The 15,667-nt window shown below is 65.6% G+C and carries 15 protein-coding genes; 11 read left to right on the plus strand and 4 right to left on the minus strand.

Annotation, left to right across the window (positions count from 1 at the left end; translation table 11 throughout):
* From V6F88_RS23580 to V6F88_RS23605, 6 genes are all read left to right on the plus strand, one after another.
* Positions 1-876 carry an ABC transporter permease gene (locus V6F88_RS23580; protein ID WP_183015311.1) on the plus strand — a complete coding sequence of 292 codons (876 nt, stop codon included), beginning with the start codon at positions 1-3 and terminating at the stop codon, positions 874-876.
* Positions 877-878: 2 nt separating this feature from the next.
* Complete coding sequence (locus V6F88_RS23585; protein ID WP_332612630.1) at positions 879-1,886, plus strand: ABC transporter ATP-binding protein; 1,008 nt, start codon at positions 879-881, stop codon at positions 1,884-1,886.
* Positions 1,883-2,884: an ABC transporter ATP-binding protein gene (locus tag V6F88_RS23590; protein ID WP_332612631.1), complete on the plus strand. Its 1,002-nt coding sequence runs from the start codon at positions 1,883-1,885 to the stop codon at positions 2,882-2,884. The genes V6F88_RS23585 and V6F88_RS23590 overlap by 4 nt, the downstream gene beginning before the upstream one ends.
* Positions 2,885-2,921: 37 nt before the next feature.
* Positions 2,922-3,794, plus strand: a complete 873-nt coding sequence (locus tag V6F88_RS23595) for a MurR/RpiR family transcriptional regulator (protein ID WP_046803381.1) — start codon at positions 2,922-2,924, stop codon at positions 3,792-3,794.
* A 14-nt stretch (positions 3,795-3,808) separates the two neighbouring features.
* Entirely contained in the window at positions 3,809-5,290 is a 1,482-nt protein-coding gene (locus V6F88_RS23600) for an N-acyl-D-amino-acid deacylase family protein (RefSeq protein ID WP_332612632.1), read from the plus strand.
* Positions 5,291-5,364: 74 nt separating this feature from the next.
* The gene (locus V6F88_RS23605; RefSeq protein ID WP_332612633.1) at positions 5,365-5,778 is read left to right on the plus strand and encodes a RidA family protein; all 414 of its coding nucleotides are present in this window, start codon (positions 5,365-5,367) and stop codon (positions 5,776-5,778) included.
* Between the two features lie 45 nt (positions 5,779-5,823).
* On the opposite strand, the gene lolA is transcribed toward V6F88_RS23605, so the two are convergent.
* Both lolA and V6F88_RS23615 read right to left on the minus strand, forming a co-directional pair.
* Positions 5,824-6,447: an outer membrane lipoprotein chaperone LolA gene (lolA, locus tag V6F88_RS23610; protein ID WP_046803384.1), complete on the minus strand. Its 624-nt coding sequence runs from the start codon at positions 6,445-6,447 to the stop codon at positions 5,824-5,826.
* Complete coding sequence (locus V6F88_RS23615) at positions 6,447-8,831, minus strand: DNA translocase FtsK (RefSeq protein WP_332612634.1); 2,385 nt, start codon at positions 8,829-8,831, stop codon at positions 6,447-6,449. The genes lolA and V6F88_RS23615 overlap by 1 nt, the downstream gene beginning before the upstream one ends.
* Positions 8,832-8,873: 42 nt before the next feature.
* Between V6F88_RS23615 and trxB the strand changes: the two genes are divergently transcribed.
* The 5 genes from trxB (at position 8,874) to V6F88_RS23640 (ending at position 12,728) form a co-directional block, all read left to right on the plus strand.
* Positions 8,874-9,833 (plus strand): thioredoxin-disulfide reductase, encoded by a 960-nt coding sequence (gene trxB, locus V6F88_RS23620; RefSeq protein ID WP_332612635.1) that lies wholly within the window; start codon positions 8,874-8,876, stop codon positions 9,831-9,833.
* Positions 9,820-10,488 carry a Smr/MutS family protein gene (locus V6F88_RS23625; protein WP_332612636.1) on the plus strand — a complete coding sequence of 223 codons (669 nt, stop codon included), beginning with the start codon at positions 9,820-9,822 and terminating at the stop codon, positions 10,486-10,488. The genes trxB and V6F88_RS23625 overlap by 14 nt, the downstream gene beginning before the upstream one ends.
* Positions 10,485-10,814, plus strand: coding sequence for a DMT family transporter (locus V6F88_RS23630; RefSeq protein ID WP_332612637.1), 330 nt, complete (start codon positions 10,485-10,487; stop codon positions 10,812-10,814). The genes V6F88_RS23625 and V6F88_RS23630 overlap by 4 nt, the downstream gene beginning before the upstream one ends.
* 77 nt (positions 10,815-10,891) lie before the next feature.
* Positions 10,892-11,518: a hypothetical protein gene (locus V6F88_RS23635; RefSeq protein WP_332612638.1), complete on the plus strand. Its 627-nt coding sequence runs from the start codon at positions 10,892-10,894 to the stop codon at positions 11,516-11,518.
* Complete coding sequence (locus tag V6F88_RS23640; protein WP_332612639.1) at positions 11,505-12,728, plus strand: hypothetical protein; 1,224 nt, start codon at positions 11,505-11,507, stop codon at positions 12,726-12,728. Before V6F88_RS23635 ends, V6F88_RS23640 begins: the two co-directional genes overlap by 14 nt.
* Here the strand turns inward: V6F88_RS23640 and V6F88_RS23645 are convergent.
* A complete protein-coding gene (locus V6F88_RS23645; RefSeq protein ID WP_332612640.1) occupies positions 12,725-14,827 on the minus strand; it encodes a sodium:solute symporter family protein in 2,103 nt (700 codons plus the stop codon). The two genes, V6F88_RS23640 and V6F88_RS23645, sit on opposite strands and share 4 nt — an antisense overlap.
* Positions 14,827-15,195 (minus strand): DUF4212 domain-containing protein, encoded by a 369-nt coding sequence (locus V6F88_RS23650; protein ID WP_332613030.1) that lies wholly within the window; start codon positions 15,193-15,195, stop codon positions 14,827-14,829. The genes V6F88_RS23645 and V6F88_RS23650 overlap by 1 nt, the downstream gene beginning before the upstream one ends.
* Positions 15,196-15,667 lie beyond the last annotated feature (472 nt).

The raw sequence follows: 15,667 nt of genomic DNA on the forward strand, positions 1-15,667 counted from the left end.
ATGGCTATTGCAACTTCCCCCCAATCCGCCGGCGGCGCCGACCGCTGGCAGGTGCTGCGCCTGCTGGTGTCGCGCAAGACCGTGCTGCTGAGCCTGATCGTCATCATCGTGCTGGTGGCCGCCGCGCTGCTGGCGCCGTGGGTCAGCCCCTACGACCCCTTCAAGCTGTCCATCATGAACCGGCTGAAGGCGCCGGGCGCCGCGCACTGGTTCGGCACCGACGACTTTGGCCGCGACGTCTTCAGCCGCGTCATCTACGGCGGCCGCCTGTCGCTGATGGTGGGCTTTTCCGTCGTGATCGTGTCCAGCGTGCTGGGCATTGCGCTAGGGCTCGTGGCGGGCTTTTTCCGGTCGGCCGACAAGTTCGTCTCGCGGCTGATCGACGCCATGATGGCGTTTCCCGACATCCTGCTGGCCATTTCGCTAGTGGCCGCCCTGGGCCCGTCGCTGATCAACGTGGTGATTGCGCTGGGCATCGTCTACACACCGCGCCTGGCCCGCATCGTGCGCGCGTCCACGCTGGTGATTCGCGAATTGCCGTTCGTGGAAGCCGCCCGCGCGCTGGGCGTGCCCACGTGGCGCATCGTCACCGTGCACGTGCTGCGCAACCTGGTGTCGCCCATCCTGGTGCAAGGCACGTTCATCTTCGCCTACGCGATCCTGGCCGAAGCCGGCCTGTCGTTCCTGGGCGTGGGCGTTTCGCCCGACATTCCCACCTGGGGCACCATGATCAACGCCGGCCAGCAATACATGGGTTCAGCCGACTGGATCATGATTTTCCCCGGCATCGCCATCGTGCTGTCCGTGCTGTCGCTGCAATTGGTGGGCGACGGACTGCGCGACGTACTCGACCCGCGCCTGCGCAAGGAGCTGTAATCATGACGTCAAGCAACCGAGACGTCGTGCTGTCCGTGGAAGGGCTCAAGACCTGGTTCCACAGCCGCGACGGCATCGCCAAGTCCGTGGACGGCGTCACCTTTGATCTGGCGCGCGGTGAAACGCTGGCCATCGTGGGCGAATCCGGTTCCGGAAAATCCGTGACCAGCCTGTCCATCATGGGGCTGTTGCCCAAGCCGGCGGGCCGCATCGAATCGGGCAAGATCCTGTTTCGCGACCGCCAGGGCGTGCAGCATGACCTGGCACATGCTTCGTCCGCCACCCTGCAGAAGATACGCGGCGCCGAAATCGCCATGATCTTCCAGGAACCCATGACCAGTCTTAACCCGCTGTACACGGTAGGCGACCAGATCGCCGAAGCCGTGTTGCAGCACGAAGGCGGTTCGTATGCGTCGGCCATCCGCCGCGCCCGCGAAATGCTGGAACGCGTGGAAATCCCGGCCGCCGACCGGCGCGTCAACGAATATCCGCACCAGATGTCGGGCGGCATGCGGCAACGCGTGATGATCGCCCTGGCGCTGGCCTGCAACCCGGCGGTACTGATCGCCGACGAGCCCACCACCGCGTTGGACGTGACCGTGCAGGCGCAGATTCTGGACCTGCTGCGCCGGCTGCAAAAAGAAATGAACATGAGCATCCTGTTCATCACGCACAACCTGGGCGTGGTGGCCGAGATCGCGCACCGCGTCGCCGTCATGTACGCCGGCCGCGTGGTGGAAGACGCGGGTGTCTACGACCTGTTCGAAAAGCCCACGCACCCATACACCCGCGGCCTCTTGTCCTGCCTGCCCACGGCCGCGCTATTGGCCTCGGGCGAACGGCTGCGCGCCATTCCCGGCAACGTACCCAGCGTGCTGTCGCTGCCCGCCGGCTGCACCTTCGCCCCGCGCTGTGAATTGGCGGCGGACGATTGCCGCGCCGCCGTGCCCGAACTGGTTGCGGTGCAGGCGGAACACCGCGCGCGCTGCATCAAGGTGAATCCGATATGACTAGCCCCCAAGCCACCGTGCGGGCCGAAGACCCGCTGGTCCGCATTGAAGACCTGAAGGTCCACTTCCCCACGTCGCAAGCCCGTAATGCGCCGGTCGTGCGCGCCGTGGACGGCGTCAGCTTCGATGTGCCGCGCAACACCATCGTCGGCCTGGTCGGCGAATCGGGGTCGGGCAAGACCACGACGGGCCGCGCCTTGCTGCGCCTGTTCAAGCCCACCGCCGGCCGCCTGCTGTTTGACGGCACCGACATCACGCATCTGAACGAAAAGCAGATGCTGCCGTGGCGCCGCCGCATGCAGATCGTGTTCCAGGACCCGTACGCCAGCCTCAACCCCCGCATGACGGTGGCCGAGATCCTGGGTGAAGCGCTGGACACGCACAGGCTGGCGCAGCACCGCCGCGCCGCGCGCATCGGCGAACTGCTGGAACGCGTGGGCCTGAACGCGGACCACAGCCGCCGCTATCCGCATGAATTCTCGGGCGGACAGCGCCAGCGCATCGGCATCGCACGCGCGCTGGCCGTTGAACCCGATTTCATCGTGGCGGACGAACCGGTGTCGGCGCTGGACGTATCCGTGCAGGCGCAGGTGCTTAACCTGCTGCAAGACCTGCAACGCGACCTGGGCCTGACCATGCTGTTCGTGGCGCACGACCTGGCCGTGGTGGATTACCTGTGCGATGAAGTGGTGGTGATGTATCTGGGCCGCGTGATGGAACGCGGGCCCACCAGCGAAGTCTATGCGCGCCCGCGCCACCCCTATACTCGCGCACTGCTGTCGGCCGCGCCCGTGCCGGATCCGCGCGCGCCGCGATCGCGTATTCTGCTCAAGGGCGATATCCCCAGCCCGGTCAATCCGCCGTCCGGCTGCGTGTTCCGTACACGCTGCCCCCACGCGATCGACGCCTGCGCCACCATCGAGGCGCAAGCCGTCCAGGTGGGCGCGGGCCACTTCGTGGCCTGTTCGCGCCTGGACGCCCCCGAGCTGGCGGCCTAGCGCATTGCACGACCCGATCAGACCCAGGAAACCCCACATGGACATCATCCGCGACATCGTCTTCCAGATACGCAGTCGGCGGGACGCATTGAGCGTGACCGAACGCAAGGTGGCCGACGCCATTCTTGACGACATCATCTGGGGCGCCAGCGCCACCGTCGATCAGCTGGCCACCAAGGCCGGCGTCAGCATCGCCACGATTTCGCGCTTTGCGCGCACCGTGGGCTGCGACGACACGCGTGACCTGAAAATGAAGCTGGCGCAGGCCAGCACGGTGGGCAGCCGTTTCCTGGACCCCAGCGCGCCGGCAGAGGAAAGCACCTTTTACGCGCGCATCTACGCCGACATCGAAAGCACGCTGCGCGCGCATCTGCCCACGTTCACCGAACCGCTGTTCGAACAGGCGGCATCCATCGTGGATGGCGCGCGGATGATTTACGTGTTCGGCATGGGCGGTGCATCGGCCGTGCTGGCGCAGGAAGTGCAGTCGCGGCTGGTGCGGCTGGGTTATCCCATCGCGGTGTACAGCGATGCCGTGCTGCTGCGCATGGTGGCCGCCACGCTTACCGAGCACGACGCCGTGCTGGTGCTGTCGGCGTCGGGCCTGACGCCGGAAATCCTTGGCGCCGCCCGCATCGTGAAGCAGTATCGCGCCCGCATCGTCGCCATCACCGACGCAACGTCCGAACTGGCCAAGCTGGCCGACGTGGTGCTGCCCATCCGCACGGACGAAACCGACTTCATCTACAAACCCTCGGCATCGCGCTACGCGATGATGCTGGCCATCGACTTGCTGTCGACCGAACTGGCCATGCTGAACCAAGAGGAAAACCGCGAACGCCTGCGCCGCATCAAGCTGGCGCTGGACGAACACCGTGGTGGCCCCAACCGCTTGCCGCTGGGCGATTGAACCTGGAACCCAAGATGTACGACACCCTTATCGGCAACGTCCGTGTCCTGGACGGCACGGGCGGCCCCGAGTATCGCGCCAGCGTTGCCCTGGCCGACGGCCGCATCGCGGCTATCGGCGCCTTGCCGGGCGCGCAAGCGCGCCAGATCATCAACGGCACCGACCTGGCGCTGGCGCCCGGCTTCATCGATGTGCACACGCACGACGACACCAACGTGATCCGCACCCCGGACATGTTGCCCAAGCTGTCGCAGGGCGTGACCACCGTGGTGGTGGGCAACTGCGGCATCAGCGCCTCGCCCGTGTCGCTGCGCGCCGACCCGCCGGACCCGATGAACCTGCTGGGTGGCCGCGAAGACTTCAACTACCCCAGCTTCAGCGACTACACGCGCGCCATCGAAGCCGCGGGTCCGGCCGTGAACGTGGCCGCGCTGGTCGGCCATACCGCCCTGCGCAGCAACCACATGGACCGCCTGGACCGCGCCGCCACTCGCGATGAAGTGCTGGCCATGCGCGAACAGCTGCGCGATGCGCTGGCGCACGGCGCCATCGGGCTTAGCACGGGCCTGGCCTACGCGTCCGCCATTGAAGCCGACACCGCTGAAGTCAAACTGCTGGCCGAAGCCCTGGATGAGTTTGGTGCGCTGTACACCACGCACCTGCGTTCCGAATTCGCGGCCATTCTGGACGCGATGCAGGAAGCCTTCGACATTGCCGGGCACGCGCGCGTGCCGGTCGTGGTGTCGCACCTGAAATGCGCGGGCGCGGGCAACTGGGGCCGCACGAAGGAAGTGCTGTTCACGCTGGAAAACGCGGGCCGCATTCAGCATGTGGGCTGCGATTGCTATCCGTATTCGGCCAGCTCGTCCACGCTGGATTTGAAGCAGGTGACCGACGAATTCGATATCGACATCACGTGGTCGGTGCCGCACCCCGAGCAGGCGCGGCGCAAGCTGGCCGATGTGGCGGCCGACTGGGGCGTGTCCTTGCTGGACGCCGCGCGCCGCCTGCAACCGGCTGGGGCCGTGTATCACAACATGCATGAGGACGATGTGCGCCGCGTGCTGTCGCATCCGCTGACGATGGTGGGGTCCGACGGCCTGCCCAACGACCCGATGCCGCACCCGCGCCTGTGGGGCGCGTTTCCGCGCGTGCTGGGCCACTACAGCCGTGACGTGGGCTTGCTGCCGCTGATCCAGGCGGTGCACAAGATGACCGGGCTGTCCGCCGCCCGCTTCGGCCTGGCTGATCGCGGCTTGGTGCGCGAGGGCTATCACGCGGATCTGGTGCTGTTCAATCCCGATACCGTCATCGACCGCGCCACCTTCGCCCAGCCGGTGCAGACGGCAGCCGGCATCGAGGCCGTGTGGGTCAACGGCGCGCTGTCCTATCAGAAGGGCCAGGCCACCGGCGAACGCGCGGGCCGCTGGCTGCCGCGCAATGGCGATTTGCGCGCCAGCTTCGCGGCGGCGTCGCCCTATTCGTCCTCGCCCTGATCTTCGCCCTCGTCGTTGCCCCGATCTTCCTTGCCCCAATCTTCCTTGCCCACTACGAATTCAGGAGCACAACCATGAGCAACACTCCCACCCCCGATCAAAACGGCATCACCCGCTACGGCGTCGGCGGCGGCACCGGCCAGGGCGGTTCGCACATGCCGTTCGCGCGCGCGGTCGCGGCCGACGGCTGGCTGCACGTATCCGGTCAGGTGCCGATGGAAAACGGGGAAGTCATCGAGGGCGGCACGGTGGCGCAATGCCACAAGGCCATCCAGCAATTGCTGGGCATCTTGAAAGAAGCGGGCTACGGCCCGGAACACGTCGTGCGCTGCGGCGTATGGCTGGACGACGCGCGCGATTTCCCGTCGTTCAACAAGGTATTCAAGGAATACTTCGGCGAAAATCCGCCCGCCCGCGCCTGCGTGCAGTCCAGCCTGATGGTGGACGCCAAGGTGGAAATCGATTGTGTGGCGTACAAGCGCCCTTGATGCGGTAAATCGCCCGCCGCGCGCTTGCCGGCGCGCGGCGCGGCCTTACATCTTGACGATGTCCACGCCCTTGGGCGCGGTGAATTGGAATTCCTTGGCGGGCAGGCTGGGGTTGGCGGCAATGGACGACAAGTCCACGCGCGTCGTCTGGCCGAAGGAATCCAGCAGTTCGACTCGCACGGGCAGGTTGTCTTTCATGCCGATATCCACGCGCGAAAAGCCCGCGTCGGCTGTGCGCGGCTTGGCGCGCAGCCAGTCCACGCCGTCCTTGGACGGCAAGGCCGACACATCGAACGACTGTTCCAGCGAACCCGACCCGAACAGGATCGCGGCCGGTGACGTGCCGATGGCGGCGTCCACCTTGCGTTCGGTAACCTGAGCCAGATCCGGGTCGAACTGGAACAGCACGCGCCCGTCGGACACCACCAACTGTTCATAGGGCTTTTGCACCGCCCACTTGAACTTGCCCGGGCGCTGGAATGAAAACACGCCGGTCTGGGCGGGCTGCGTGCGGCCCTGGTTGTTCACGGTGTACTGCGAGAACGAACCGGTGGCCGACGTGACCGTGGCCACGAACGACTTCAACTGCTCTTGCGCGCTGGCGGCGAACGTCAGCGCGGGCGCCAGGCTCAGGGCGGCGACAACGGCCAGGCGGTGAAACGTCTTCATCAGGCTTCCTCTCGGGCGGCGGCAGCGGCGGGGACCAGGATCTCGCGATTGCCATTGGACTGCATCGCCGACACCATACCCGATTGCTCCATCTGCTCCAGTAACCGGGCCGCGCGGTTGTAACCGATGCGCAGGTGGCGCTGCACCAGCGAAATCGAGGCGCGGCGGTGCTTGAGCACCACTTCGCAGGCCTGGTCGTACATCGGGTCGGATTCCGCGTCGCCACCGATGCCGGTGACGCTGCTGGCGCCTTCGCCGTTATCGCCCTCGACGCCGCCTTCCAGCAGGCCTTCGATGTAGTTGGGCTCGCCTTGCGCCTTCAGGCTTTCCACCACGCGGTGCACTTCGTCGTCGCTGCAGAACGCGCCGTGCACGCGCACGGGCAAGCCGGTGCCAGGCGGCATGTAAAGCATGTCGCCCTGGCCCAGCAGGGTTTCGGCGCCCATCTGGTCAAGAATGGTGCGGGAATCGATCTTGGACGACACCTGGAACGCGATGCGCGTCGGGATGTTGGCCTTGATCAAACCGGTGATGACGTCCACGCTGGGACGCTGCGTGGCCAGGATCAGGTGGATACCGGCGGCGCGCGCCTTCTGCGCCAGGCGGGCAATCAGTTCTTCGATCTTCTTGCCCACCACCATCATCAAGTCGGCCAATTCGTCGATGACCACCACGATGGTGGGCAGCGGGGCCAGCGGCTCGGGCTGGTCGGGCGTCAGCGAGAACGGATTCGGGATGGGTTCCTCGCGCTTGATGGCGTCGCGAATCTTGGTGTTGTAGCCGGCCAGGTTGCGCACGCCCATCTTGCTCATCAGGCGATAGCGCTTTTCCATTTCGCCCACGCACCAGTTCAGCGCGTTGGCGGCCTGGCGCATGTCGGTGACAACCGGCGCCAGCAGGTGCGGAATGCCTTCGTAGACGCTCATTTCAAGCATCTTCGGATCGATCAGGATCAGGCGCGTGTGCGAGGCGTCGGCCTTGTACAGCAAGGACAGGATCATGGCGTTGATCCCCACCGACTTGCCCGACCCCGTGGTGCCCGCCACCAGCAGGTGGGGCATCTTGGCCAGGTCGGCCACGACGGGGTTGCCGGCAATGTCCTTGCCCAGCGCCATCGTCACGACGGAATGGCTGGCGTGATAGGTCTGCGACCCCAGGATTTCCGACAGGCGCACCATCTGACGGCGCGGGTTGGGCAGTTCCAGGCCCATCAGGTTCTTGCCCGGTATGGTTTCCACCACCCGGATGCTGACCAGGCTCAAGGCGCGCGCCAGGTCCTTGGCCAGATTGACGATCTGGCTGCCCTTGACGCCGGTGGCCGGCTCGATTTCGTAGCGCGTGATGACCGGGCCCGCCTGGGCCGCCACCACGGTGACGGACACACCGAAGTCGGCCAGCTTCTTTTCGATCAGGCGCGAGGTGAATTCGATGGTCTCGGCCGACACCGTTTCCTGGTTGGTCAGCGGGGGGTCCAGCAGGCTGATCGCAGGCAGGTCGCCTTCGGCGCCGCCGGCGGGCGCGAAGAACAGCGACTGCTGCTTTTCTTTTTCGACCCGCTCGGACTTGGGCACCACGGTAATGGCGGGTTCGATCCGCACCGGTTGTTCGTGCACCAGCTTTTCCTGCTTAGCCACGACTTGCTCGGTGCGCACGGCCTTGGCCACCTGGCCCACCTTGCGGTCTTCGCGCGCGGCGTAGGAATTGCGGACGCGGCGCACCAGGCCCTCCAGCCAGGAACCCACGCGTTCGGCCACGGCCAACCACGAAAACGAGAAAAACAGGCTCAGGCCGATGGCCAGCATGACCAGGAAAGCCAGCGTGCTGCCCGTAAAACCAATGCTGCGGCTGATCAGGTCGGCCAAGGTGTGGCCGATGACACCGCCGGCGCCGCTGGCCGTTTCGGACGCGCCGGGCAGATGCGTGCCTCGGCTGGACAAGCGCAGGGCTTCCATGCCAAGCGACCCCACCATCAACAGGAAGAAGCCAATGCCCTCTTCCCAATGGACGCGCGGCAGCACTTCCGGTTGCTTACTGTTAGTTACCTTAAGCTGGCTGGCCAGGCGCCGATAACCCGCGCGCACGCGATGCAGCAGCAGGATGACCCACCACCAGGCGGAAAAGCCAAATAGATATAGCAGGATGTCTGCCAGATAGGCGCCAAGCCGACCGCCGTGATTGCGCACCACGTCGCCGGGCACCGAGTGCGACCAGCCTGGGTCGGACGCGCTCCAGGTGGCCAGCACCAGAGTCAGCCAGGCCGCCAGGGCGGCAAATAGGATCCAGCGGGCTTCGCGCAGCAACGCGGAGATACGCGTTTGTAGCGGCGAAGGACCGTTGCGGGTGTTGCGCGAGGCGCGCGGGGAAGCTGTGGAGATACGCGGCATGCGGCTCATTATAATTGGGCGTTAACCTAAAGATACCCGCCCATGTCCACGCCCACGCACGCTAAAGTTTTGATACTCGGTTCCGGCCCCGCCGGTTACACGGCGGCCGTCTATGCGGCCCGCGCCAACCTGAGCCCCGTCCTTGTTACAGGTCTGGCCCAAGGCGGCCAGTTGATGACCACCACGGACGTCGATAACTGGCCCGCCGACGCGGATGGCGTCCAGGGTCCGGACCTGATGCAGCGCTTTCAGAAGCACGCCGAACGCTTCAACACCGAAATGCTGTTTGACCACATCGCCAAGGTCGATCTGTCCAAGCGTCCGTTCACGCTGACAGGCGACACCGGCAAGGTCTACACCTGCGACGCCCTGATCATCGCGACCGGCGCATCGGCCAAATACCTGGGCCTGCCGTCCGAAGAGGCCTTCATGGGCCGCGGCGTGTCGGGCTGCGCCACCTGCGACGGTTTCTTCTATCGGAACCAGGACGTGGTCGTGGTCGGCGGCGGCAATACCGCCGTGGAGGAAGCCCTGTACCTGTCCAACATCTGCCGCAAGGTCACCCTGATCCATCGCCGCGACAAGTTCCGCGCCGAACCCATCCTGGTGGACAAGCTGATGTCCAAGGTCGAGAACGGCAACATGGAACTGAAGCTGTTCCATACGCTGGAAGAAGTGCTGGGCGACAACAGCGGTGTAACCGGCGTGCGCGTACGCCACGTGGACACCGGCGTCACGGAAGACATGCCGGTTACCGGCGCGTTCATCGCCATCGGCCACCAGCCCAACACGGAAATCTTCCAGGGCCAGCTGGAAATGAAGGACGGCTACATCGTCACCAAGAGCGGCTTGTCCGGCATGGCCACGATGACGTCCGTGCCCGGCGTGTTCGCGGCCGGCGACGTGCAGGACCACGTCTATCGCCAAGCCATCACCAGCGCCGGCACGGGTTGCATGGCCGCGCTGGACGCCCAACGGTGGTTGGAGAATGCGGGGCAGTAAGGTCGGCCTGGCCGACCTGAAACGCCTGAAGAAAGACCTGCAGGCCGAGCGCGAACGCGAAGCGCTGGCCAAGCGGGTTGCGGCCATCAAGAAGCCTGAAACCGCCCCCATGGACGACATGGCGGCGTTTCAGCGCACGATGAAGTCCGTCACGCCCATCAAGCAGGACGCCCGGGTCGAACACAAACCCGTGGCGGAGCCTGCCCCGGCGTTGCGCCGCGCCAACGCGCTGGGCGAAACACCATCGCGCGCGGATGTGGGCGTGTCGGATGGTGGCGAAATCACGCACCTGTTGTCCGAAGGCGGCACCGCCTTTGTGCGCAGTGACGCGGCGCCGGACACCGCGCGCAACTTGCGGCGTGGCCAATGGCGCGCGGGCGCAGAGCTGGATCTGCACGGGCTGCGCGTCGAGCAGGCGCGCCACGCGCTGCTGTCGTTTCTGGACGAATGCCAGGACCACGGCATCCGCTGCGTGCGCATCGTGCATGGCAAGGGCTACGGGTCCGAAGGGCTGGAGCCCGTGCTGAAAGACAAGGCGCGGACCTGGCTGGTGCAAAAGAACGAAGTGTTGGCGTTTTCCGAGGCGCCCGAACGCGAAGGCGGCGCCGGTGCGCTGCTGGTGCTGCTGCGGCAATCCGAAGGGTCACGCAAATGAAATGGCTGTACCTGGGCGTGGCGATCGTCGCCGAGATCTTCGCCACCAGCGCGTTGAAGGGTTCCGAAGGCTTCACCCGCCTGGTGCCGTCGCTGATCACCGTGTGCGGCTACCTGATTTCGTTCTACTTCCTGTCGCTGACACTGCGCGAGATTCCCGTGGGCATCGCCTACGCAATCTGGTCCGGCGTGGGCATCGTGCTGATATCCATCGTGGGCGCGGTGCTGTTCAAGCAGCACCTGGACACGCCCGCGCTGATCGGCATCGGCCTGATCATCGCGGGCGTGGTGGTGATGAACGTGTTTTCGAAGTCGGTATCCCATTGACCGCGCCTGCCGCGGGGGGTGCGGCCGCTGTAGGTGACGCGGGAATGCCCGGCGCGGCTTGCCGGCGCGTGGTCGGAATGCCGCTCTGGCGCCGATGGCTTGCCTGGCTGGGCTTCGTCAGCCTGGCCTGCCTGGGCGGGCTCTGGAGCGCCAACGCCATGGCGCAGGACTTCAACCGCGCCGCCGAACTGGTCCGCTATCGCGCCTGGTTCCAGAATTTCACCCAGGATCTTGATGTGTTTGCCGCCACGCGCGGCCCGCTGACCGAGGCGCAGCTGGACGAACGATTCGCACGCACCGTCGTGCCGGGTTCGCGCGCCGCCAGTTTCATCCGCCAAACCTTCACGCGACGCGGCGACGACGGTTTGTACTATCCGCAAGCCGGGTCCCGCGCGGTGTTCATGGGCGTACTGGCCAGCGCGATCCCCGCCGGCCAGGGCGGCGTCTACCCCGAGACCACGGCCGCCGTCGATGTCGGCGATTTGACCGTCTGGTACCTGCACGTGGACGTGGGCGACATGGCCAACACCTACCTGCTGTCGCCCGATCACTTCAAACCGTACCGCTTGCCGCCGCCCGGCAAGCTGGAACGCGACGCCTACCCTTTCCTGTTGATGGACACGCGCGACAAGGCGTTGCGCCTGGGCGGCATCAGCAGCGAACTCTGGGGCCTGATCGTCTATCTGCACAATGCCGCACATTGATCGCACCCTGCGCCTGCTGCTGCTGAACGGGCTGTCGCTGGCCTCGCCGCTGGCACACGCGCTGTGCCAGCCCATGGCCGCATCTGCCCAGCGCGAGACCGTGGTGGCGCAGGTACGGCTGGACGAAACCGCCACCCTGCTGGCGCTGGACGGCTCGCGCATCAAGACTTGGGAACCGCCCGTTGCGGTGGAAACGGGCACACGCGCCACGCCGGTCATCTGGGCCGAGCGGGTGGACTGGTCGGTGTATCTGATCGATCCGATGGCCGCCCCGTCCGCCGCCTCCAAGCCCGCTTCCACCGGCGCACTCACCGGCGGGTCCAAGGCCGTCGCCAACCCCAACGTCAACAACAACGCCACGCTCGGCCCCACCGTGCTGCGGTTCGAGCGCGGCCCCGACGGCGTCCGCCACCTGTGCGGCATCGCCCAATTCGACGCCGGCACCCTCCGGGCCGCGCAAGCCGCCGGGCGGCCCGGGCTGCCCAAGCCCGACTACGAAACCCGCTTTCAGTACGACAGCGCCGGCCGGCTTGCCGGCTACGAAACACGTTCTCAGAATGCGCAGGGCAAGCCCAACCCCTCGGCCAATTTCTGCCTGCGCTACGACAGCAACGGATGGCTGGCGGAACACGGCGCCAACGCTTGTAGCGACCCGTCTCGGCCGCTGATGCGCTACGTGCACGATGCCGCCGGCCGGCTGCTGCGCACCATTTCCTATGTTGAAAACCAGGGCGATGCGCAGGAAGTCACGCAGTTTGACCAGCAAGGCCAACCCGCCCAGCGCTATCGGCGCCAACGGCTGGACTGGAGCAACGAAAAGCTGATGCTGGGGCTGCCCTATCAAGAACGCCCATCCGAATTTGCCGTCCTGGTGCTGCCCGGTGCGAACTGGGCGGCGCCGGCGATGGAGTCGTATCACTACGACTGGGCCATCGTGCAGCCCAAGGGCAAAGACGGCGACGTCTACGGAGCCAGGCGCGATCCGTCTTCCATCCTGGCGCAGGGCAATAGCGGCCCGGACGGCCAATTCACCCTTAGCGTGGCTCAGCGCCGCCAAGTCTGGGAAGCGGCGGGAAAAAACCCCGGCGCCGTGCACTGGCTGTGGGCGCCGGGCCAGGTCTACACGCTTTTGCAGACCCTGCCCCCGGGTGTGTGGAAAGCGTGCACCAACGCCGGCAACCGGCAGGCGGATGCCTGCGGCGCCCCTTAGGGATGGTTGGCGGGCGGCAGCGATTCGCCGGGATCGCGCGCGCCCGGATGCCGCACATAATCCACCAGCGCCAAGGTCGCGCGATCCGGTGGCGGTGTCAGCAACGACACCACGATGATCGTCAGGAAAGCCACCGGCGCGCCAAATACGCCGGCCGCAATCGGCTGGATGCCCCACCACAGGTCCACCGGCTGTGTGCGTGAAATGCCCAGCACCCATTCGCGCAACCACGGATGTGTGTGCGTCATATACGCGAACGTCGTCAGCAGCCCCGCCGCCATCCCCAGCGTAGCGCCCCATTTATTGGCGCGGCGCCAGAACACGCCCATGACCAGGGCGGGAAAGAACGACGATGCCGCGAACGAGAACGCCGCGGACACCATGAACAGAATGTCGGCAGGCTTGCGCGCCGCGACCCAGGCCGCGCCAAACGCCACCACCAGCAACAGTATCTTGGACACCATTACCCGGCGCGCGGCCGACATGCGCGGCGAGACCATCCGGTACCACATGTCGTGCGACAAGGAATTGGACAGCGTCAGCAGCAGGCCGTCGGCCGTGGACAGGGCGGCGGCAAGCCCGCCGGCCGCCACCAGGCCCGAAATCACATAAGGCAAGCCGCCGATCTCGGGCATCGCCAGCACCACCACGTCCGCGCCGATGCTGATCTCGCTTAGCTGCACGACGCCATCGCGATTGATGTCGGTCACGTCAAGCAGGTTGCTGTCGACCGCGCTCCAGGCATGCACCCAATTGGGCAGGCTGAGAAAGTTCGACCCCACTACCTGCGTATAGACCTCGTACTTGACCAGCAGCGCCAGCGCGGGCGCCATGAAGTACAGCAGCAGGATGAACAATAGCGACCAGCACACCGATTTGCGCGCCTCGATGACCGAGGGCGTGGTGTATGAACGCATCAGAATGTGCGGCATTCCCGCCGTGCCCAGCATCAGGCACAAGACCAGCGCCAGGAAGTTGACGCGCATGTTGCGTTGTTCTTCGGGGTCTTTGGCGGGAAAGGGCTCGGCGTGCGGGGTGGCCGGGGCGGCCCGCGCCTCGAACGTGGCGCGCGCCTGCGACCACGCCACCCGCGCGTCTTCCACGCTGGCGGGGTACGCGGCCAGCTCGCGCTCGGCCGAACGGATCTCGACCATCGGCGCATCCGACGCGTTCAGCTGCGCCAGCCGGCTGCGCAGCTTGTCTTTTTCCAACGTCCACGATTCGGGCAGGGCCTGGACGCGCGACGCCATTTCGTCGGCATGCTGCTGCCACAGCCGCCGCACCTCGATTTCGGAAGGGTCGTTCTGCAGATAGATTTCTTTTTCGGTCACCTGCTGCAAGACCACGCCGGCCGACAACTGCGGCACCGGCATGTTCGTATGCTTGACCGACAGCCACACAACCGGCACCAGGTAGGCGATGACCAGGATGATGTACTGCCCCACCTGCGTCCACGTCACGGCGCGCATGCCGCCCAGGAACGAGCACACCAGCATGCCGCCCAGCGCCACGAAGATGCCCAGCTCGAACGAGATACCCGTCATGCGCGTGGTGATGATGCCCACGCCGTAGATTTGCGCGACCAGATACGTGAATGAGCACAGGATGGCGCAGGCCACGCCCGCCATCCGGGGCATGTTGCCGCCGTAGCGCGCGCCCATGAAGTCGGGAATGGTGTATTGGCCAAACCGTCGCAGATACGGGGCCAGCAACATGGCGACCAGCACGTAGCCGCCGGTCCAGCCCATGATGTAGGCCAGCCCGCCGTAGCCGGTCAGGTACAGCGTGCCGGCCACGCCGATGAACGACGCCACCGACATCCAGTCGGCCGCCGTGGCCATGCCGTTATAGATGGCAGGCACGCGCCGGCCCGCCACGTAGTATTCGACCTGGTCCGAGGTGCGGCAGACGATGCCGATGCCGGCATACAGGCTGACCGTGACCAGCAGGAAGACGTAGCCGATCCAGTTGCGCGGCATGCCCAGGACCTCGGCCAGCGCCATCAGCAGGATCATCAGGGCAAAGCCGGCCGTGTACAGCACATAGATACGGCGCAGGCGGATCCTGAATTCCTGTGGAGTATCTCCGCTGAAAGGCATCAGCGGCCCCCGCCGGCGCGATCGCCGTTGCTGTGCTCATTGCCGTTGCCGTTGCCGCCCGCGTGGGCTGCCACTTCAGCGCCCAGTCCTCCGCCCGCATCGATCGCCGCTTCGGCGGCCTCGTCGGCGCGGTTCATGACCCGGGCGTAGACGCCCACGATGATCAGATACGCCAGCGGCGCGCCATAGGCCGCCATCCAGAACGCGAAGGGCCATCCGATGAAATCAAAGCTCAAGCTGCGGGCGAAGAACGCGGGCACGAAGGTCAGCGCCGCCCAGACCACAAGCAGCAACAGAATCAGCCGCAGATTGCGGCGCCAATAGGGGATGGGAATGGACGGGGAAAGAGGTGCGCGGGATTTCGGCATAGCTAGGATGTTTTCAGACCCTATCTGGATAGCGCGAAACGCTGCGTCTGAAAAGCCCTGCGAATGAAATTCAGGCTTTTTATGCGACAACGGCCGGCACTCTTTGGTGCCAGCCGTTGTGCGTTTTGCTTTTTTTGAGTACTGCTTTACTTTTTTTATGTACCGGTGCCGCCGGTATTTGCCCATGCAGGGCTTTGTCTCCTCACCTGCATGGGAAGAGATTCTGCACCAAGTGCGGGAATGCCACACTAGGGGAATGCCCTAAGACGGAGCATTCATTTACATATTCCCTGCACCACTACGGTGCTATTTGACCGGAAAGTTCTAAATATTGGGATTTTTTGGCAAAAAGGCCGGAATTGAGCCGAATTCAGGAATCTGGCGCGTCCCGCAATATGACGCCCGCCACCGTGCCATGCCCGGAATCGGGCGCGCCGGCCCGGCCCCTGAACAGCCCAGCCCTCCCCGCCCC

It is taken from the genome of Achromobacter sp. ESBL13 (assembly GCF_036668755.1).
GTDB lineage: Bacteria > Pseudomonadota > Gammaproteobacteria > Burkholderiales > Burkholderiaceae_B > Achromobacter.

Bases quoted from the DNA above. Each gene is read 5' to 3' on its own strand.
- V6F88_RS23580 (WP_183015311.1), top strand. From the start codon at position 1: ATGGCTATTGCAACTTCCCCCCAATCCGCCGGCGGCGCCGACCGCTGG.
- V6F88_RS23585 (WP_332612630.1), top strand. From the start codon at position 879: ATGACGTCAAGCAACCGAGACGTCGTGCTGTCCGTGGAAGGGCTCAAG.
- V6F88_RS23590 (WP_332612631.1), top strand. From the start codon at position 1,883: ATGACTAGCCCCCAAGCCACCGTGCGGGCCGAAGACCCGCTGGTCCGC.
- V6F88_RS23595 (WP_046803381.1), top strand. From the start codon at position 2,922: ATGGACATCATCCGCGACATCGTCTTCCAGATACGCAGTCGGCGGGAC.
- V6F88_RS23600 (WP_332612632.1), top strand. From the start codon at position 3,809: ATGTACGACACCCTTATCGGCAACGTCCGTGTCCTGGACGGCACGGGC.
- V6F88_RS23605 (WP_332612633.1), top strand. From the start codon at position 5,365: ATGAGCAACACTCCCACCCCCGATCAAAACGGCATCACCCGCTACGGC.
- lolA (WP_046803384.1), bottom strand. From the start codon at position 6,447: ATGAAGACGTTTCACCGCCTGGCCGTTGTCGCCGCCCTGAGCCTGGCG.
- V6F88_RS23615 (WP_332612634.1), bottom strand. From the start codon at position 8,831: ATGCCGCGTATCTCCACAGCTTCCCCGCGCGCCTCGCGCAACACCCGC.
- trxB (WP_332612635.1), top strand. From the start codon at position 8,874: ATGTCCACGCCCACGCACGCTAAAGTTTTGATACTCGGTTCCGGCCCC.
- V6F88_RS23625 (WP_332612636.1), top strand. From the start codon at position 9,820: ATGCGGGGCAGTAAGGTCGGCCTGGCCGACCTGAAACGCCTGAAGAAA.
- V6F88_RS23630 (WP_332612637.1), top strand. From the start codon at position 10,485: ATGAAATGGCTGTACCTGGGCGTGGCGATCGTCGCCGAGATCTTCGCC.
- V6F88_RS23635 (WP_332612638.1), top strand. From the start codon at position 10,892: ATGCCGCTCTGGCGCCGATGGCTTGCCTGGCTGGGCTTCGTCAGCCTG.
- V6F88_RS23640 (WP_332612639.1), top strand. From the start codon at position 11,505: ATGCCGCACATTGATCGCACCCTGCGCCTGCTGCTGCTGAACGGGCTG.
- V6F88_RS23645 (WP_332612640.1), bottom strand. From the start codon at position 14,827: ATGCCTTTCAGCGGAGATACTCCACAGGAATTCAGGATCCGCCTGCGC.
- V6F88_RS23650 (WP_332613030.1), bottom strand. From the start codon at position 15,195: ATGCCGAAATCCCGCGCACCTCTTTCCCCGTCCATTCCCATCCCCTAT.